Below are 18984 nucleotides of genomic sequence, written 5' to 3'. Positions count from 1 at the left end.
TTCGATCGTCGATGGAGTGCCGGGCAGGGCGCGGAGTGGGTCAGGGCAGAAAGTGTGGGGAGAGTGCGACGACGTCGCCCACCACGATGACGGCAGGAGCACGGACGCCGATGGCTTCGGCGCGGTCCGCGATGGTGTCGAGCGTTCCGGTGGTGACGCGCTGGGTGGGCAGCCAACCGTCCTCGATGACAGCCACGAGGGTTCCAGCAGCGCGTCCGCCGTCGATCAGGGTCCGGGCGGATCGTCGGAGGAGGGAGACCCCCATGAGGAGGATCAGCGTGTGGTCGCTGCCCCGCGGGATGAGCCCGATCTGCTGGGTCAGGCCCTCGTGGCCGGTCAGGACACTGAACCCCTTTGCGACGCCGCGGTGGGTGACGGGAATTCCGGCGGCGGCAGGAACCGAGATCGCCGACGTGACACCGGGCACTACTTCCACGGATACTCCGTGCTCCCGGCAGTATTGTTCCTCTTCTCCGCCCCGGCCCAGCACATAGGGGTCACCGCCCTTCAGCCGGACCACGAGGTGGCCGAGGAGCGCCTGTTCCACCAGGATGGTGTTGATCTCCGATTGCGGTACGGGGTGGTGCCCCGGCATCTTGCCCACGTCGATGAGCTGGACCTCCGGTGCGAGGTCGGCGAGCACGGAGCGGGGCCCGAGCCGGTCGGCGACGACCACGTCCGCTTGCGCCAGCAACTGCCGGCCGCGGGACGTGATCAGGCCTGCAACCCCCGGTCCGCCGCCCACGAGTGCGACCCTCCCGGCTTCGCCGAAGTTCTTCCGACGACGCCGCAGCGGCAGGACACCGGTCTCGAGAGCCGCGGCCACGCCGTCGCGCAGGGCCATGGCGCGCTTTGGATCCCCGTCGGTGTTGACCGCTACCGTGACGCCGTCGAGCGATGCCACGGCGGGGACCCACGCAGTGGAGTTCGCCGAATCCCCACCCTTGACGCACCAGATGCGTGCGGCGTCGGCATCCGCGGCAATGGCGTCCTGGACGTGGCTGCTGCCGGAATGGGCCAGCACCAGCCATGCGCCGTCGAGGTCGCCGGGTGAATAGCTCCGGGCTTCCCATTCCAGGGCCCCCGCCACTGCGAGTTCCCGGACGTCCTCGCACGCGTCGGGCGCGATGACCGTGACGAGGGCGCCGTCCGCGACCAGCGCGGGTATGCGGCGTGCGGCCACCGGTCCGCCGCCCACCACGAGGACCTTCCTGCCCTTCAGCTGGAGACCGAGGGGATAGGTCATGAGGTACCTGCCACGAGGAGCCCGCGACGCCTGAGCAGGCGGCGTTCCAGCGGCCCGAAAAGGAGCAGTTCCACCACCACCCCGATCGACAGGATGATCAGGACAGCCGCCATGACCACCGCCATGTCGGACAGCACGCGGCCCTGCTCCAGCAGGCCACCGAGACCGAAGCCGAGGGCTCCGCCGGTGGCGATGATCTCCGCGGCCATCAGCGAGCGCCAGGAGAAGGCCCAACCCTGCTTCAGCCCGGCAACATACCCGGGAAGCGCCGCCGGCAGGACGATCTTCAGCACGAGGACCCACCGTCCGGCTCCCAGGACGTGGCCCACCCGGCGGTACTGGTCGGGCACCTGGTCGACGCCGGAAATCAGTCCGTTGACGATGGAGGGCACGGCACCCATCAGGACCACGAAGTACACGGTGGCATCGCTCAGGCCGAACCAGATGATGGCGGCCGGCACCCATGCCACCGAGGGCAAGACCTGCAGGCCGGAGATGATGGGGCCGAACGCGCCCCGCAGGAACCTGCTCTGGACGAGCAGCAGGCCGATCGGAGTGGCGATCAGGACAGCGATGGCGAAGCCCGCGAAGCCGCGCTCCAGGCTGGTCAGGATGACCGCTTGCGCCTGCCCGTCAGCGAGAAGGTCGCGGAGCGTTCCGAGGACTTCGGCGGGACCGGGGAGCACATCGGGTCGCGGCCTCACCAGCCAGACGTACATCTGCCAGACGTAGATCACCGCTCCGACCGCGGCGAGGGGCAACAGGGCCTTGGCCACCCGGGAGGACCATCCGATGGGAGGAACAGCCTGCTGCTGGAGGGCATCGAGGCCGGCGTCGAGTTCCCGGCCCGTATGTGCTCCCGGATCAGGATCCGGAATCGGGGTGGGGGGTTGCGCCCGCAGGTCCGTGACGGGGGCTCCGGAGGTGGAGGGCACGGTAGTGCGCGTCTCAGCTTGCATGGCGGCGGATCTCCTTTCGAAGTTCGGCGGTGATGTGCGTCGTCAGGGCTGCCGCATCCTGGCCGGTGGTGGACCATTCGCCGACCACCCTGCCCGGCCGTGATGACATCAGCAGCACCCGCTGACCAAGGAGAACGGCCTCGCGGACGTTGTGCGTGATGAAGATGATGGTGCGGCCCGTCTCCCGCCACACGCGCAGCAACTCCTCGTGCAGCAGGTCCCGTGTTATCGCATCGAGTGCCGCGAAGGGTTCGTCCATGAGCAGGGCTTCCCGGTCCTGTGCGAGTGACCGGGCCAGCGCGACCCGCTGGCGCATGCCGCCGGACAGCTCGTGGGGTTTCTTGTGGGCGGCGTCGGTGAGGTGCACCACGTCGAGGAGGCGTGCCGCCTCGATGCTTCGTCGGAGCCGTGGAACCCCCCGCAGTTCGAGCGCCAATTCCACGTTGCGCTGGGCGGAGAGCCAGGGGAACAGGGACGCGTCCTGGAACATGAACGCGACCTTGGGTGCGGAGATGGAGCCCGAAGTCGGCCGCTCGAGACCCGCGATGAGGTTGAGCATCGTCGACTTCCCACAGCCCGATGCGCCGAGGAGTGTGACGAATTCACCCGGTGCTACGTCGAGATCCACGGAGTCGAGGACCAAGGGACCCAGCGGCGAGAAGCGTTTGGACAATTGTTTGATGGCGATGCAGGGCGCTTCACTCATGAGGATCCGTCACCCTCCCGCTGCGCGGTCGCCGGAATCGGAGCGAGTGCCGATTCCGCGCGTACCTCGTTGAGGAGTGTCAGGTCCACGATGCCATCGATGTCGTACTCCGTGGCGGTACCTGCAGCTATGCCGTCAGCGAGAAGCTGTTCCAGTGAGTTGCTCAGGGGGTCCTGCGTGAATTCGAGGTGGCTGAGAGCCCTGCCCATCACGGCGTCGGGTAGTGGTTTGGCCTGCGCAGACTCGAGGCCCCGGTTCAGCACCTGCGCGGCCTCAGCGGTGTTCCCGGCTTCCCCGGTCTTCGCTGCCAGCCATTCCACGGAGCGCAACTCACCCCGGAGAAGGGCTTTGACCTGCTCGGGGTGCCTGGTCAGATAGTCCGCGGCCACGACCAGCAGGGTGGTGGGAAACCGTCCACCCGGCCAGAGGTCCTTTTCATCCACGAGGACCGTGCCACCCGCCTCCAGGACGAGCCGGGCTGCCCATGGTTCAGGAACCCATGCTCCGTCGAGGTCGCCGCTCGAGAAGAGCTGCAGGGACAGGGCATTCTCGGTGGGGGTGATGAGAACGTCACCGGGGTTGCCGGTACCGGTTGTCAGACCGTTGTCCGACAGCCAGGTACGCAGCGCCACGTCCTGCGTATTACCGAGCTGGGGTGTCGCGAGGGTTGCACCGCGCAGGTCCTCCGGCTCGTCGATACCGGCGCGCACCACGAGTTGCGCACCCCCGGACGTGGCTCCTGCCACGACCCGTAGGGATTCGCCCTCGCTCTGGATGAAGGAGTTGATGGCAGGGTTCGGGCCGATGAAGGTCGCGTCGATGGCCCCTGCGTTCAGTGCCTCGATAGCCGCCGGGCCCGCGTTGAAGGCATGGGTGCTCAGGCTCGTGCTGCCCAGCTCATCGTCGAAGATGCCCGTCTCGAGCCCCACGAGGGCAGGGGCATGGGTGAGGTTGCCGAAGTAGCCGAGCCGGAGCTCCTCCGCCTCCGAGACCGGCTGGGCTGCGGGATCGCCGGAGGCTGCCCGCTGGGATGAGGCGTAGGCGGCGACGGCTGCGCCGGCGGCCACCGTCGTGACGAGGCATGCCGAAAGCACCGTCTCCACGACCCGGTTCCGCAGGACGCGGCCCCGCCCTGACGGTCGTGGGGGCAGGTTCTCATTGACCGGTACGGGAATCTCAGGAGGCATCGGGTTCCTTCGAGGAACCGGTATCGCCCGTGGTCGCGGGCCCTGGCCCGGTGACCATTCCTGCGGCCAGGGTGTTTCCGTTCGCCGGGTCGATCACGAGGAATGAGCCGGTATGACGCGATTCGGCGTAGGAGTCGACCGGCAGCGGTGAGGCGACCCGGAGGCGCACGGTACCGATGTCGTTGAGGTCGAGCCGGGAGGCCGGTTGCTCGGTGAATGTGGTGAGATCCAGCCGCCCGAGGATGTCCTGCACGATTCCCCGCACCGTCGAGCTGCTGTGTTTGATGAGCACCCCGGCGCCGGGGTGGAGGGTTCCGGGCGAGAGCCAGCACAGCGAACCCTGGATGTCCTGGCTGCTCTTCCCGCTCGTACCGGGAGCGGCCAGCAGATCGCCGCGCGAGATGTCGAGATCCTCCCTGAGCCGGAGGACCACGGACTGGGGTGCGAAGGCTTCGTCAAGGTGCTCACCGGCCATGTCGATCCCTGACACCACGGTGCTCCGCTGTCCCGGAAGCACTGTAAGGGTGTCGCCCACGCGGACGGTGCCTGCGACGATCTGCCCGGCATAGCCGCGGTAATCGCGGTACGTCGCGGGGTCGAGTCCCGGTGCGAGGGCGCCCTGGGGGCGGAGGACGGTCTGCACGGGGAAGCGGAAGGACTCGCTGCCCGTCTCGAGGTCGGCCAGTGCGGGCAGCTCCTCCAGGATCTCGAGGAGGGACGGGCCGCCGTACCAGGGTGTGCGCTCCGAGCGACCGACGATGTTGTCCCCCACCAGGGCCGAGACGGGCACCACCGTCAGATTCGTCTCTCCCAGGTCGGCGGCCGCGAGCTGCAACCCCGCCTCCACGCTGCGGAACCGGGCCTCGCTGTAGTCCACGAGGTCGATCTTGTTGACGGCGGCGATGAGGTTGGGCACGCGCAGGAGCCGCGCCACGGCGAGATGCCGGCGGGTTTGTTCGAGGACGCCCTTGCGTACATCGATGAGCACGACGACGGCGTCCGCGGTGGAGGCACCGGTCACCGTGTTCCTGGTGTACTGCACGTGCCCGGGGCAGTCCGCGAGGATGAAGGAGCGGTTCGCCGTCGCGAAGTACCTGTAGGCGACATCGATAGTGATGCCCTGCTCGCGCTCGGCGCGCAGTCCGTCCGTGAGCAGGGCGAGGTCGAGCTGCTGCACCCCGCCGACCGGGGCGCCACCGAAACCACGTTCGGCGGAAGTACGCTCGATGGCGTCGAGCTGGTCGGCCAGGACCGATTTGCTGTCATGCAGCAGCCGTCCGACCAGCGTCGACTTCCCGTCGTCGACCGAGCCTGCCGTAGCGAAGCGGAAAAGGGATGCGGTGGAAAGTGCCGTGCCGTTGTCGGTCAGGGTGGTCATCAGAAGTACCCGTCTTTCTTTCGGTCCTCCATGGCGGCTTCGGAAATGCGGTCGTCGGCACGGGTGGCGCCGCGTTCGGTGATGGTGCTGAGCGCCACTTCACGGACCACTGCGGCAGCGGAGGCCGCATCGGATTCGACGGCACCGGTGCAGGACATGTCGCCGACGGTGCGGTAGCGGACGGTCCGGACCTGCACCTGCTCGCCAGGCGCAGGCTGGGATACTTCTCCCACGGCGCGCCACATCCCGTCGCGCCGGAAGACTTCGCGGGGATGCGCGTAGTACAGGGGAGGCAGGGTGATGCCCTCGCGTTCGATATACCGCCAGATGTCGAGCTCGGTCCAGTTGGAGATGGGAAAGGCCCTCACATGCTGGCCGACGGTGTGCCGCCCGTTGTAGAGCTTCCAGAGTTCCGGGCGCTGGTTCCGGGGATCCCATTGGCCGAACTCGTCACGCAGCGAGAGGATGCGCTCCTTGGCCCGTGCCTTGTCCTCGTCGCGGCGGCCTCCACCGAAGACCGCGTCGAAGCGGTTGGTTCTGATGGCATCGAGCAGCGGCTGGGTCTGCAGCGGATTCCGCGTGCCGTCCGCCCGCTCGGCGAGCCGCCCGTCGTCGATATAGTCCTGCACCGATCCCACGACGAGGCGGAGCCCCAGCCGCTCCACGGTGTCGTCGCGGAAGTCGAGGACCTCGGGGAAGTTGTGCCCGGTGTCGATGTGGAGCACGGGGAAGGGGACCCGCCCGGGCCAGAATGCCTTCGCCGCGAGGTGCAGCATCACCACCGAATCCTTCCCCCCGCTGAACAGCAGCGCGGGTCGCTCGAATTCGGCGAATACCTCGCGCAGGATGTGGATCGCTTCGGATTCGAGGGCATCGAGGCTGGAAAGGACGCGGTTCCCGGTATAGGTGCTCACTGGTGTATCCCGCATTCTGTCTTGGCGAGGCCGGCCCAGCGGCCGGCTCGCGGGTCTTCTCCCGGGGCAACGGGTCGCGTGCAGGGATGGCAGCCGATCGAGGGGTAGCCGTTGGACAGCAGCAGGTTGACGGGGACCCGATGCAGCTGGGCGTAGTCGAGGAGCGCATCGAAGGTCCAGGCGGCCAACGGGTTCACCTTCACGAGGTCATGGAGCGGATCCCACGTCACCAAGGGAGTCTTGGTGCGCGTGGGAGCCTCGTCGCGGCGTACCCCGGTGAACCAGACCTCGTAGCCCGCCAGCGCGCTTTTCAGGGGACTCATTTTCCGCAGTGCACAGCACTGGGCCGGATCGGTCGCGAACAGATCTTTGCCTGACGTACGGTCCTGCTCCTCCACGGTCAGTGCCGGCAGGACATCCACCAGGTTGATGTCGAAGGTTGCCGCCACTTCGTTGCGCGTGGCAATGGTCTCGGGGAAGTGGTAGCCCGTCTCGAGAAACAGGACGTCGACGCCGGGAAGCTGCTGGGAGACGAGGTGGGGCAGTACGGCGTCGGCCATGGAACTGGCCACTGCCACGGCCCGCACGGGAAATTCCCGCGCCACCCAGGCCACGACGTCGGCGGACGATGAGTCCCAGCCGAGCTCCTCATTGCCCCGTCCGGCGAGCGCCTGCAGCGCCTCGCTGGTGCGCAGTCTCCCTGTCATAGCAGTGCTCCTTCGTCGGCGCGGTGCGTCCACTCCGCAAATGTCTCGGACAGGTGCCGGTCGGCGACGAAACGGCGCACCAGCCGTTCCACGTACTCGGGAAGATCATCGGCGGTGACTTTGAGGCCGCGGACAGTGCGTCCCAGACCGGCTTCCTCACGATCCAGGGAGGCCAGACCGCCGCCGAGGTGGACCTGGAAACCAGGAGACTGGCCGCCGTCGCCGTCGGGTAGTAGTTGACCCTTCAGCCCGATGTCCGCCGTCTGGATGCGGGCACAGGAATTGGGGCACCCGTTCACGTGGAGGGAGAGCCGCTCCGGCAGCACCCCGGATTCGGCGAGGTCCGCGAGCCGCGTCTCGAGCTCGGCCACCGCTGTCGCTGCTGTGATCTTGGTTTCCACGATGGCCAGCTTGCAGAACTCGATCCCCGTGCAGGCGATGGAGGAACGCCGGAACACCGACGGCTTCGGGGTGAGGCCCAGGGCTTCCAGGCCATCAACCAGGGAGTCGAGTTGATGCTCGGGGACATCGAGGAGGACCAGCTTCTGGTGGGGGGTCGTGCGGAGCCGCCCCGACCCATGGTCCTCGAGCAACGCCGCGAGTGAGGTGAGGGTGGCACCGGAGACCCGTCCGACGACCGGCGATACCCCGATGAAGTACCGTCCGTCCTTCTGCCGATGAATTCCGACGTGGTCACCGGGCGTCGAGGGCTTCGCGGCCGGTGGTCCGTCGGTCAGCCGATACCCGAGGTACTCCTCCTCGAGGACGTCGCGGAACCTGTCCGTACCCCAGTCAGCCAGCAGGAACTTGAGTCTCGCCTTGGTCCTCAGCCTGCGGTAGCCGTAGTCACGGAAGATCTTGGTGATGCCTACCCAGACGTCGGCAACCTGATGGGGCTGGACGAACGCGCCGAGGCGCTCCGCCAGCCGGGGCGTGACGGAGAGGGCGCCTCCGACCCAGAGGTCGTAGCCCGGTCCGAGTTCTGGATGGACCATCCCCACGAAGGCGACGTCGTTGATCTCGTGCACCACGTCCTGGCTGGGATGGCCCGTGATCGCCGTCTTGAACTTCCGGGGGAGGTTGGCCAGTTCCGGGTCCCCGATGAAGCGCTTCGCCAGTTCTTCGATAGCGGGGGTGGGATCGATGATCTCATCGGCGGCGATACCGGCGACTGGCGAACCGAGGATGACCCGGGGTACGTCACCGCAGGCCTCGGTGGTCGAAAGACCGGCGTCCTCCAGGCGGCGCCAGATCTCCGGCACATCCTCGACGCGGATCCAGTGCAGCTGGATGTTCTGGCGATCGGTCAGGTCAGCTGTTCCCCGTCCGAAGTCCGTGGAGATCTCGCCGATGACGCGTAACTGATGAGTCGTGAGGGAGCCGCCGTCGATACGCACCCGCAACATGAAGTACTTGTCCTCGAGCTCGTGAGGTTCAAGGGTTGCAGTCTTCCCGCCGTCGATGCCCGGTCTCCGCTGGGTGTACAGACCCCACCAGCGGAAGCGCCCGTGGAGGTCGGTCTTCTCGATCGAGTCGAAGCCCCGTTTCGAGTACACCTGCTCGATGCGTTCCCGCACATTCAGGCCGCCGTCCTCCTGTTTCCACGCCTCATTCGCGTTCAGGGGGGCGGTTCCGTCGACCCTCCACTGACCGTGGGGTCTGCCCGGTCTGGTTGCACCGGACCGGCCCTGTGTGTTCGTAGCGGCTGCTGTTGAACTCGTCATACAGGGACAGTACGGGGACGCAGACCCTGCTCAGGAGTTGGGTGTCCCGGCCCTTCACCGGGGGCCGCACGACGTAACACGCCGACGCACCACGTCATGGGACGCCACGGGAAGCCTCCCTCGATGAACCCCCACCAGTGATGCGTACGCTGGTGTTCAGTACCGGCTGGCGAACGTCGATGCCCGGCCCGCAACGCTCGAGGAAGGGCATCGGACGTGACCTACGTAATTGCGCAGCCGTGCGTGGATGTCAAGGACAAGGCCTGTATCGAGGAGTGCCCTGTCGACTGCATCTACGAGGGCGAACGGTCGCTCTACATCCACCCCGATGAGTGCGTGGACTGCGGGGCGTGCGAGCCCGTGTGCCCGGTCGAGGCGATCTACTACGAGGACGACACCCCCGAGCAGTGGGCCGAGTACTACAAGGCCAATGTGGAGTTCTTCGACGTGCCCGCCCCCACCGGCCCGGCCCTCGGATCACCCGGCGGAGCGGCGAAGGTCGGCAACACGGGCTTCGACCACCCGATCATCGCGGTCCTCCCGCCCCAGAACCAGCCCGCCTAGGTGGCGTCCGGGGGCTAGGCAGCACATCCTGCCCTGACCGCGTGCCCACCTACACTGGGAGTCCTGCCGTTACCGAAAGGACCCCATGACCGACGACGCCCCCAGCGCCGCGACCCGCAGCCCCTGGCGTGAGCTCGCGCCGGGCATCTACCTGCTGCGCACAGCCGGCTTCCGGATGAATGTCGGGCTCGTCGTCGGGACGGAGCGAGCGCTGGTCGTCGATACCGGAGCCGGGCCCATCGGAGCGGCGGAGATCTATTCGCACGTCCGGGACGTCACCGGTCTGCCCCTGCTCGTCGTGAACACCCACGCCCATGCCCACCACTTCTTCGGGAACGGGTACTTCGCAGCCCAGGGCGTCGAGGAGTTCTGGGCCACGTCGCGCTGCGGCACGGTGCAGGGTGAGACGGGTGAGGAGCAGCGCACGCTGGTCGCCGCCGTCGAACCCGCCATGGGCGCGGGCGGCGGCAGGCATACCGACGTGGTTCCGGCGAACCGCCTCGTGGAGGGCACGCCCGTGGACATCGACCTCGGCGACATGTCCGTGACGCTGTTCCACCTCGGCCGTGGCCATACCGACCACGACCTGCTGGTAGGAGCGGGCAGCGTCCTCTTCACGGGTGACCTCGTGGAGGAGGGTGCCGACCCGGCGTTCGAAGACTCGTTTCCCGCGGACTGGATCCGCACGCTCGGCAAGATGGTGGCGCTCGAGGACCTCTACGACGTCTTCGTGCCCGGTCACGGCGAGCCCGTGTCCGTGTCCGAGGTCATCACCCAGATGAACAAGATGCGCAGCGCCGTCCGGGTGACGCGTCTCGCCATGGACGAGGCCTCGCTCGACGTGACGAAGGCGATCCCGATCCTGCCGTACGGCCCTGAGCAATCGCGCGCCCTGCTGATCAGGCTGCGCACCCTCGCTCACTGGAACTGGCTGACGCGCAAGCACTAGCCTGCGTCGTCGGGGCTGATCCAGTCCTGAGCCGAGCTGCTGGAACTCCTCGGAGCCGGGCTGCCAGGAGCGGTGGGCCGACGGACTAGGCCGGCTTCCCGAAGATCGTGCGGTCGAGGAAGGCGTTGCGGAACTTACCCTCGGGGTCCGTCCTGCGCGCAAGGGCCTGGAAGTCTCCGAAGCGGGGGTAGAGCGGCGCCAGCTGGGCAGCATCCATCGTGAAGAGCTTGCCCCAGTGCGGTCGCATGGCGAATGGTGCGAGGGCCGCCTCGATCTCCGGCAGCAACTCCTCGACCTGCGGCTGCGCAGGCTTCCAGGTGAAGTGGAGGCCGATTCCGGCGCGCTGGTAGTTGTTGCTGAGCCACAGTTCGTCGGCGGCCATCGAGCGCACCTCGGAGACCTGCAGGAGCGGCGTGATCCGTGGCGCCAGGGCTCGCATCGCAGCGATGGCCCCGAGAGCGTGCTCGCGACCCACGAGGTACTCGGTCTGCAATTCCTCCCCGTTACTGGGGGTGAAGGCGAGGCGGAAGTGCGCCAGCCGGTCCGACCACGGTCCGGGGACGCCGAACTGTTGCGTGCAGTGGTCCGCGGCCACTCCGGGCACGGGGTGGTACGCGCGGTCCGCCGCCGCTCCGCCGTAGAACTGATCCGGGACGGCCGAGCCGCTGTCCATCCTGCTCTTGAGCCAGGCCTGGCCGATGGTGTCCCCGGACCAGTCCGTGAAGAGGCTGACGCTGTAGGCGGAGGAGGTGGCGGCGTCGTAGTCCGCCAGCACCGCATCCCACGGGACGTCGGTGAAGACGTCCTGGCGGACGTCGAAGGACGGCTCGATGCGGAGGGTCGCGCGGTGGACGATGCCGAGCGCGCCGAGACCGACCACCATGCCGTCGAAATCCTCGTCACCCTTCGAGACGGTCAGGACATCACCGGACGCTGTGACGAGCTCGAGCGCGACGACGGCGGTAGCGAGGTTGCCGTTCCCGTCACCCGAGCCGTGAGTCGCCGTGGCGACGGCTCCGCCGATCGAGATGTGGGGGAGGGATGCGAGGTTGTGCAGGGCGAAACCACGGCGCTGCAGGTGTTCGGCGAGGACACCGTAACGGACGCCGGCACTCACCGTCACGGTGAGCGCGGCCTCGTCGATCTCCACTGCGGGGTCGAGTACATCCAGGGACACGAGGGTCCCCGGCGTGTCCGCGATGTCATTGAACGAATGGCGGGAGCCGAGCGCACTGACGCGGGTGGCCCCGGCGACCGCGCGCTGCAGTTCGGCGAGCGTGGTGGGGAGCTCGATGGTCCGGGCGGAGTACTCGTAGTTGCCTGCCCAGTTGAGCCTGTCCCGTACCTGTTCCTCGATCATGGCAGTCCTTGTCTGGCTGGTATCGCGACGGCGAGAATGAAAGCTGCGGTACCCGTGCGATGATGTTCCGCTCATCCTACAACGTTGTAGACTCGCCTCACGCGTGACGTACAGGGCATCACCGTTTGGATCGAGGGAGCGGTATGGCGGCCACACTGAAGGACGTTGCGCTGGCAGCCGGCGTCTCGATCAAGACAGTTTCCAACGTCATCAACGACTACCAGCACATCCGCGCGGATACCAAGCAGCGGGTCATGGAAGCCATCTCGGAACTCGGGTACAGCCCCAACCTCTCTGCACGCAGCCTGCGCTCGGGCAAGACCGGCGTGATCGGTCTCGCTGTCCCGGAACTCTCCCTGAGCTACTTCGCCGAGCTGGCGGACTCGATCATCAAGGCAGCCGAGCGGCGCGGGCTCAAGGTGCTCATCGAGCAGACCGGGGGCGACCGCGCCCATGAGCTGGAGATCCTGTCCAGTCCGCGGCTCCAGATGACCGACGGACTGCTGTTCAGTCCGCTCGGGATGTCCAACGAGGACGCGCACCACCTGAACGTCAACTTCCCGCTGGTCCTGCTCGGGGAGAGGATCTTCGGCGGCCCCACGGACCACGTGACCATGAGCAACGTGGAGTCCGCCAGGGCTGCCACGGCGCACCTGATCTCGAAGGGGCGGCGCCGCATCGCCGTCGTGGGAGGGCACGAGGGCGAAGTGATCGGTTCCGCCGGGCTCCGTCTGCGCGGCTACCAGCAGGCGCTCGAGGAGGCCGGCATTCCGTTCGACCCCTCGCTCGTGGGGTATACGACTTTCTGGCACCGGGCCAACGGGGCCACGACCATGAAGGCGCTGCTCGAGTCCGGTGTGGAGTTCGACGCCATGTTCGGGATGAACGACACGTTGGCCCTCGGCGCCATGCGCGTGCTGCAGGAAGCCGGGCGCCGCATCCCGGACGACGTCGCCGTCATCGGCTTCGACGACCTCGACGAGGGGCGGTACTCCCTGCCCACACTGTCCACGATCGCCCCGGGCAGGGACGAGATCGCCGACACCGCTGTCCGCGTCCTTCAGGAGCGGATCTCCGGACCGGACAGCGATGTGCCGCCGCGGGAGTTCGAGGCACATTTCCAGGTCATCGAACGGGAGTCCTCCGCCCTGCCGGGGTAACGGACCGTCATGCGCGCCGGATTCTGCCGGGGCTGCTTGACAGTGACCCGCCTCACTCTGCATGCTTCTTCTACATCGTTTACCTACAACGATGTAAACGACGGAACCGGCACTTGTGGAGAGCCTTGCCTGGCAAGGCGGACCTGCAGGAGGACGGCCCCGGATCAAGGAAGATTCGAGTGGACACAATACCTTGTGCCTGGCGATCCTCCTCCCTGCAGCACCTGGACAGACCGCCCCGGCGGACCACGGTGGAAGCCCACCGCGAGAGGAAGCAAGAGATATGAAAGCCAAGTTCCTGGCAACAGCCGGCATCGTCGCCGCCACTGCCGTAGCACTGACCGGCTGCTCCGGAGGCAGCGGAAGCGGCGGGGGAGGCGGCTCGGAAGAGGCGTCCTGCACCAACACCATCGTGAACGCCGAAGCACCCCAGGTCACGGTCTGGGCCTGGTACCCGGCGTTCAACGAGGTCGTCGACCAGTTCAACAACGCCAACGACGACGTCCAGATCTGCTGGACCAACGCGGGCCAGGGCAACGACGAGTACACGAAGTTCTCCACCTCCATCGAGTCCGGCTCCGGCGCCCCCGACGTCATCCAGCTCGAATCCGAGGTCCTCTCCAGCTTCACCATCCGCGATGCCCTCGTGGACCTCACGGAGTTCGGTGCCAATGACGTCAAGGCGGACTACGCCGAGGGCGCTTGGGAGGATGCGAGCAGCGGCGACGCCGTCTACGCGATCCCGGTCGACGGCGGACCTATGGGCATGCTCTACCGCCAGGACCTCTTCGACGCGGCCGGCATCCAGGTGCCGACCACCTGGGAAGAGTTCGAGGCAGCGGCCCGGAAGCTGAAGGAGTCCGGCGGCGGCGCTGTCATCGGCGACTTCCCGACCAACGGACGCGCCTTCAACCAGGCGCTCTTCGCCCAGGCAGGTTCCGTTCCGTTCGAGTACGACTCCGCGAATCCGCAGGAGATCGGCATCAAGGTGAACGACGAGGGCGCCAAGCAGGTCCTCGAGTACTGGGACGGCCTTGTGAAGGACGGCCTCGTCGCTACCGATGACGCCTTCACGGCCGACTACAACACCAAGCTCGTCGACGGCTCCTACGCCGTCTACCTTGCGGCGGCCTGGGGCCCCGGATACCTGCAGGGCCTGTCCGACGCCGATCCGACCGCCGTCTGGCGTGCGGCACCGCTGCCGCAGTGGGATGCAGCCAACCCCGTCCAGGTGAACTGGGGCGGCTCCACCTTCGCCGTCACGGAGCAGGCGAAGGACAAGGAACTCGCAGCGAAGGTCGCCATGGGCATCTTCGGTAACGAGGAGGGCATGAACCTCGGAGTGGACAAGGGAGCACTCTTCCCGTCCTACGCCCCGGTCCTCGACTCCCCGGAGTTCGCCGACAAGGAGTACGAGTTCTTCGGCGGACAGCAGATCAACAAGGATGTGTTCCTCGACGCTGCTGCAGGCTACGAGGGCGCGACGTTCAGCCCGTTCCAGAACTACGCCTACGACCAGCTCACCGAGCAGCTCTACGCGATGGTGCAGGGCGAGAAGGACGCCGGCAAGGCGCTCGACGACCTCCAGGTATCGCTGGAGCAGTACGCGACCGAGCAGGGCTTCACCCTGAAGTAGACCGCCGTCGGAAGGTGCCCGCTTGCGTGGCGGGCACCTTCCCTCCGCTCCCGATGGAGTCCGTCCACCGCACATCCTTCCCATAGCTCGAGGAAAGACCACCATGGCCACGACCACCGCGCCGACGTCGTCACACCCCGCCGAGGCACCCAACCAGGTCAAGCACCGCCCGGACAGGAACTACCGGCGCAAGCAGCGCTGGGGGTGGCTGTTCGTGGCGCCCTTCGCCCTCATCTTCCTGACCTTCCTCATTCTTCCGCTGGTCTTCGCCTTCCGGATGAGTCTGTTCACCAGCACTCTCGCGACGGGCAACAAATTCGTCGGCGCAGACAACTACATCAAGGCGTTCTCGGATCCGATCTTCCTCCAGGGCCTCGGCACGGTGGCGAAGTTCGCCCTGATCATGATCCCGGCCCAGATGCTCGTGGCTCTCGTCGCGGCCCTCGTCCTCGACAACCTGGCCACCTGGGCCTCGAAGTTCTCGCGTCTCATGATCTTCATCCCCTACGCGATCCCCGTCGTCATCGGCGCCCTGATGTGGGGCTTCCTCTACAGCCCACGGTTCGGTCCGGCCAGTTCCATCTTCGGCATCTTCGGACTGGCTGCACCGGAATTCCTGGCACAGGACAACATCTTCGGCAGCCTGGTGAACATCGTCACCTGGCAGTGGGCCGGCTACTACATGATCATCATCTACGCCGCCCTGAGGGGCATCGACCCCGGGATCTACGAGGCGGCCGTGCTCGACGGCGCCTCCGACCGGCAGATCGCCCTGCGCATCAAGGTCCCGATGATCTCGTCCTCCCTGGTCATGGTGGTGATCTTCGCCCTGATCGGCACTCTCCAGTTCTTCACCGAACCGCAGGTCCTGAGGGGAGTGGCGCAGGGAGCCATCCCTACGTCGTACACACCGAACATGTACGCCTTCTCGCTGGCTTTCTCCTACAGCCAGTTCAACTACGCCTCCGCCATCTCCTTCGCGCTCGGCATCGTCGTGTTCGTCTTCTCCTTCATCTTCCTCTTCCTGACCCGCAAGCAGAGCGGACTGAAATAAGCCATGGCACTCGTTACAGACACCCCACAGCGGCAGGACGGCCGGAAGGCCCGCGGCTCCGCAGCACGGAACCGGGCTCGCAACGGCGGCCCCCGCATCGGCTCGCACATCTTCCTGCTGATCCTCGTCATCTACTTCATCACGCCTCTCTGGTGGCTGACGGTCGCCAGCACCAAGGACACCGCGGGACTCTTCGGCGGCTCCGGCGGGCCCCTGTGGTTCGACAACGAATTCCACTTCTTCAGCAACCTCCAGGGCCTGTTCGAGCGCCAGGACGGCATCTACTGGCGCTGGCTCGGCAACTCGTTCCTCTACGCCATTTCCGGGGGCGTCGGCGCCACCATCCTGGCGGTCCTCGCCGGCTACGGCTTCGCGAAGTACAACTTCCGCGGACGGGCCGCCTTCTTCGGCATCCTGCTCGGGGCGGTCATGGTGCCCCTGACGGCGCTCGTCATCCCGACCTTCGTCCTCCTGAGCTCGGTCGGGCTCGTCAACACCATCTGGGCCGTCATCCTGCCCTCACTGCTGAGCCCGTTCGGCGTCTACCTCATGAGGGTCTTCGCCCAGGAGGCAGTGCCCGACGAACTCCTCGACGCCGCACGGATCGACGGCGCGGGAGAGATCCGCACCTTCTTCCAGATCGCCCTGCCACTGCTCCGCCCGGCTATCGTCACGGTGCTCCTGCTCTCCGTCGTCGGGACCTGGAACAACTTCTTCCTCCCGCTCGCCGTCCTCAGTGACCCGCTGCTGCTCCCCGTCACGGTGGGCCTCAACGGCTGGCAGGCACTCTCCAACGCCGGCAGCGGCGGTGAAGCCCTGTGGAACCTGATCACCACGGGTGCCTTCATCTCGATCATCCCGCTGATCATCGCGTTCCTCTCCCTCCAGAAGTACTGGCAGGGCGGACTGTCGCTGGGCTCGCTCAAATAGCCCGCCTTCCGTTCCTCCACCACGCCACCACGCAGAGAAAGTAGTTTGATGCAGCACGCACGCCTCACCCTCGACCCCTCCTTCACGGTCGGGCGCATCAACCGCAACATCTTCGGCGGCTTCGTCGAACACCTCGGCCGCCACGTCTACGACGGCATCTACGAGCCCGGCCACCAGAGCGCCGACGACGAGGGCTTCCGCCAGGACGTCATCGACCTCGTGAAGGAGATGGGCGTCTCGACGATCCGCTACCCCGGTGGCAACTTCGTCTCCGGGTTCCGCTGGGAGGACAGCGTCGGACCGCGCGAGGAGCGCCCCACCCGGCTGGACCTCGCCTGGCACTCCACCGAGACGAACCAGGTGGGCATGCACGAGTTCGCCTCGTGGCTACAGAAGGTCGATAGCGACCTCATGCTGGCCGTGAACCTCGGAACGCGTGGCACCTCGGAGGCACTCGATCTCCTCGAGTACTCGAACCTGCCCAAGGGCACGGCCCTCGCCGACCAGCGCATGGCCAACGGCCGTCCTGACCCGTTCGAGGTCAAGATCTGGTGCCTGGGCAACGAGATGGACGGGCCCTGGCAGCTCGGCCACCGTTCCGCCGAGGACTACGGCAAGCTGGCTGCCATCACGGCTCGGGCGATGCGGCAGCTCGACCCGTCCATCGAACTCGTGGCCTGCGGCTCCTCGAGCGCCCACATGCCGACCTTCGGGGAATGGGAACGCGTCGTCCTGTCGCACACCTACGACGTCGTCGACTACATCTCCTGCCATGCCTACTACGAGGAGAAGAACGGCGACCTCGGGTCCTTCCTCGCCTCAGCCGTCGACATGGACCATTTCATCGAGTCCGTCGTCGCCACCGCCGACCATGTGAAGGCGGTCCGCGGCAGCTCGAAGACCATCAACATCTCCTTCGACGAGTGGAACGTCTGGTACATCAGCCGCTTCGAGAACGTCGACAAGATCGAGGGCCTCGACAACTGGCCCGTGGCCCCGCGCCTGCTCGAGGACTGCTACTCGGTCGCCGACGCCGTCGTGTTCGGCAACCTGATGATCTCGCTGCTCAAGCACGCGGACCGCGTCACCTCGGCGTCGCTGGCGCAGCTCGTCAACGTGATCGCCCCGATCATGACCGAGCCCGGCGGACCGGCCTGGCGCCAGACCACGTTCTTCCCGTTCGCCATCACCTCGAAGCTCGCGCAGGGTTCCGTCCTCGAGCTCAAGCTCGACGCCGGGACCTACGAGACCGGGACCTACGGCGTCGTGCCGCTCGTGGACGCCGTGGCAACGCACGACGACGCCACCGGTTCCACCGCCGTCTTCCTCGTCAACCGGTCCCAGACCGAGGAGGTCACGGTGACCATCGACATCGCGGCGCTCAACGGGTTCAGCAGTGTGGATGCCCAGTCGCTGTACGATACGGACGTGTATGCGAAAAACACTCTTGAGGAGCCCGAGCGCGTGACCATGAAGCCCAACACCACGGCATCGATCGACGGCGGCGCCGTCACCGTCACGCTGCCCCCGGTGTCCTGGACGGCCGTATCCCTCGCATGAACCACCCGGAATACAGGATCGAGGGCGGCGGCTACACGGCCGTCGTCCTCGGTCTCGGTGCCGCCGTCCGTGAACTCACCTTCGAGGGACGTCCGCTCGTGGTCGGCTTCGGTGCCGACGAGGAGATGCCCAACTTCCGCGGTGCCTTCGTAGCCCCGTGGCCCAACCGGATAGCGGACGGCCGCTACTCGTTCGACGGCGAGGAGTACGAGCTGGCCGTCAACGAACCCGAACGCGGTGCGGCCCTGCACGGACTCGTCTTCGACATTCCCTGGACCCTCGTGGAGCACACCGGCTCCGCCGTGACGCTGGGGTGCACCATCGAGCCGACGGAGGCGTACCCCTTCACGGTTGCTCTGCACGCACGCTTCAGTGTCGGCACGGAGGGCTTCCGGACCGACGTGACCGCCCTGAACACGGGGTCGCGTCGAGCGCCCTACGGGGTCTGCCCGCATCCGTACCTCGTCGCCGGTACCTCACCACTCGACGAGTGGGTGCTCGAACTCCCCGCCGCCACCGTCCTGACCGTCACTCCCGATCGCCTGTTGCCCGTGGCCAAGGAGTCCGTCGACGGGACGCCGTTCGACTTCCGGACGGCCCACGCGCTCGGCGACGTGCAGATCGACCACGCCTTCACCGGCCTCACGCGCGACGAATCCGGCCGGGCGACGGTCCGCGTCACCGATCCCGACCATGGGACGGGAACCGCGATGACCTGGGACGAGACCTGCGCGTGGGTGCAGATCCACACCGCGGATCTCCCCAAGAAACCCGAGAACACGCGGCTAGGACTCGCCGTCGAGCCCATGACCTGCCCGCCGGAGGCCTTCAACAGCGGGGAGGACCTCGTGGTGCTCGAGCCCGGACAGACGCACCGCACCGGCTGGACCATCAGCGCACTGTAGGGACCTCGGCTGCGAGACGGTTCTGGCGCGTCGATACCGAGCAGC

The 18984-nt window shown here is 66.9% G+C and carries 17 protein-coding genes; 8 read left to right on the top strand and 9 right to left on the bottom strand.

All coding sequences use genetic code 11. The features are described 5' to 3' along the window. Window positions 1–40 precede the first annotated feature (40 nt). Genes cobA through D6T63_RS01355 form a run of 8 tightly spaced genes read right to left on the bottom strand, consistent with a single transcriptional unit; the run spans window position 41 to window position 8821 of the window. Window positions 41–1246, bottom strand: a complete 1206-nt coding sequence (gene cobA, locus D6T63_RS01390) for a uroporphyrinogen-III C-methyltransferase (RefSeq protein WP_120147231.1) — start codon at window positions 1244–1246, stop codon at window positions 41–43. Beyond that, the gene (locus tag D6T63_RS01385) at window positions 1243–2205 is read right to left on the bottom strand and encodes an ABC transporter permease (RefSeq protein WP_120147230.1); all 963 of its coding nucleotides are present in this window, start codon (window positions 2203–2205) and stop codon (window positions 1243–1245) included. The genes cobA and D6T63_RS01385 overlap by 4 nt, the downstream gene beginning before the upstream one ends. Further along, on the bottom strand, window positions 2195–2911 hold the full coding sequence (locus tag D6T63_RS01380) for an ABC transporter ATP-binding protein (protein WP_120147229.1): 717 nt from the start codon (window positions 2909–2911) through the stop codon (window positions 2195–2197). The genes D6T63_RS01385 and D6T63_RS01380 overlap by 11 nt, the downstream gene beginning before the upstream one ends. Beyond that, window positions 2908–4098, bottom strand: a complete 1191-nt coding sequence (locus D6T63_RS01375) for an ABC transporter substrate-binding protein (protein ID WP_120147228.1) — start codon at window positions 4096–4098, stop codon at window positions 2908–2910. The genes D6T63_RS01380 and D6T63_RS01375 overlap by 4 nt, the downstream gene beginning before the upstream one ends. Further along, the gene (locus D6T63_RS01370; RefSeq protein WP_120147227.1) at window positions 4088–5476 is read right to left on the bottom strand and encodes a sulfate adenylyltransferase subunit 1; all 1389 of its coding nucleotides are present in this window, start codon (window positions 5474–5476) and stop codon (window positions 4088–4090) included. The genes D6T63_RS01375 and D6T63_RS01370 overlap by 11 nt, the downstream gene beginning before the upstream one ends. Further along, window positions 5476–6405, bottom strand: coding sequence for a sulfate adenylyltransferase subunit CysD (gene cysD, locus D6T63_RS01365; RefSeq protein WP_120147226.1), 930 nt, complete (start codon window positions 6403–6405; stop codon window positions 5476–5478). The genes D6T63_RS01370 and cysD overlap by 1 nt, the downstream gene beginning before the upstream one ends. Next, window positions 6387–7097 (bottom strand): phosphoadenylyl-sulfate reductase, encoded by a 711-nt coding sequence (locus D6T63_RS01360; RefSeq protein WP_120147225.1) that lies wholly within the window; start codon window positions 7095–7097, stop codon window positions 6387–6389. The genes cysD and D6T63_RS01360 overlap by 19 nt, the downstream gene beginning before the upstream one ends. Then, a complete protein-coding gene (locus D6T63_RS01355; RefSeq protein WP_120147224.1) occupies window positions 7094–8821 on the bottom strand; it encodes a nitrite/sulfite reductase in 1728 nt (575 codons plus the stop codon). The genes D6T63_RS01360 and D6T63_RS01355 overlap by 4 nt, the downstream gene beginning before the upstream one ends. Before the next feature lie 216 nt (window positions 8822–9037). Between D6T63_RS01355 and fdxA the strand changes: the two genes are divergently transcribed. Both fdxA and D6T63_RS01345 read left to right on the top strand, forming a co-directional pair. Further along, window positions 9038–9385 carry a ferredoxin gene (fdxA, locus tag D6T63_RS01350; RefSeq protein WP_120147223.1) on the top strand — a complete coding sequence of 116 codons (348 nt, stop codon included), beginning with the start codon at window positions 9038–9040 and terminating at the stop codon, window positions 9383–9385. A gap of 85 nt (window positions 9386–9470) precedes the next feature. Then, a complete protein-coding gene (locus D6T63_RS01345) occupies window positions 9471–10334 on the top strand; it encodes an MBL fold metallo-hydrolase (RefSeq protein WP_120147222.1) in 864 nt (287 codons plus the stop codon). A gap of 85 nt (window positions 10335–10419) precedes the next feature. Here D6T63_RS01345 and D6T63_RS01340 read toward each other — a convergent pair whose 3' ends face one another. Further along, window positions 10420–11694 carry an FAD-binding protein gene (locus tag D6T63_RS01340; RefSeq protein ID WP_120147221.1) on the bottom strand — a complete coding sequence of 425 codons (1275 nt, stop codon included), beginning with the start codon at window positions 11692–11694 and terminating at the stop codon, window positions 10420–10422. A gap of 143 nt (window positions 11695–11837) precedes the next feature. Between D6T63_RS01340 and D6T63_RS01335 the strand changes: the two genes are divergently transcribed. The 6 genes from D6T63_RS01335 to D6T63_RS01310 all read left to right on the top strand — a co-directional run bounded on the left by D6T63_RS01335 (window position 11838) and on the right by D6T63_RS01310 (window position 18939). Beyond that, window positions 11838–12854 carry a LacI family DNA-binding transcriptional regulator gene (locus D6T63_RS01335; protein ID WP_120147220.1) on the top strand — a complete coding sequence of 339 codons (1017 nt, stop codon included), beginning with the start codon at window positions 11838–11840 and terminating at the stop codon, window positions 12852–12854. 283 nt (window positions 12855–13137) lie between these two features. Further along, window positions 13138–14490, top strand: a complete 1353-nt coding sequence (locus D6T63_RS01330; RefSeq protein WP_120147219.1) for an ABC transporter substrate-binding protein — start codon at window positions 13138–13140, stop codon at window positions 14488–14490. Between the two features lie 103 nt (window positions 14491–14593). Beyond that, window positions 14594–15544 carry a carbohydrate ABC transporter permease gene (locus D6T63_RS01325; RefSeq protein WP_120147218.1) on the top strand — a complete coding sequence of 317 codons (951 nt, stop codon included), beginning with the start codon at window positions 14594–14596 and terminating at the stop codon, window positions 15542–15544. A gap of 3 nt (window positions 15545–15547) precedes the next feature. Beyond that, window positions 15548–16474, top strand: coding sequence for a carbohydrate ABC transporter permease (locus tag D6T63_RS01320; protein WP_120147217.1), 927 nt, complete (start codon window positions 15548–15550; stop codon window positions 16472–16474). 48 nt (window positions 16475–16522) lie between these two features. Continuing rightward, window positions 16523–18034, top strand: a complete 1512-nt coding sequence (gene arfA / locus D6T63_RS01315) for an arabinosylfuranosidase ArfA (protein WP_120147216.1) — start codon at window positions 16523–16525, stop codon at window positions 18032–18034. After that, entirely contained in the window at window positions 18031–18939 is a 909-nt protein-coding gene (locus D6T63_RS01310; RefSeq protein ID WP_120147215.1) for an aldose 1-epimerase family protein, read from the top strand. The genes arfA and D6T63_RS01310 overlap by 4 nt, the downstream gene beginning before the upstream one ends. The last annotated feature ends 45 nt before the right edge of the window (window positions 18940–18984 follow it).

The organism is Arthrobacter cheniae, assembly GCF_003602275.1.
GTDB lineage: Bacteria > Actinomycetota > Actinomycetes > Actinomycetales > Micrococcaceae > Arthrobacter_D > Arthrobacter_D cheniae.
The sequence above is the reverse complement of the archived record's forward strand: the minus strand, read 5'-3'. Positions and strand labels throughout refer to the sequence as shown.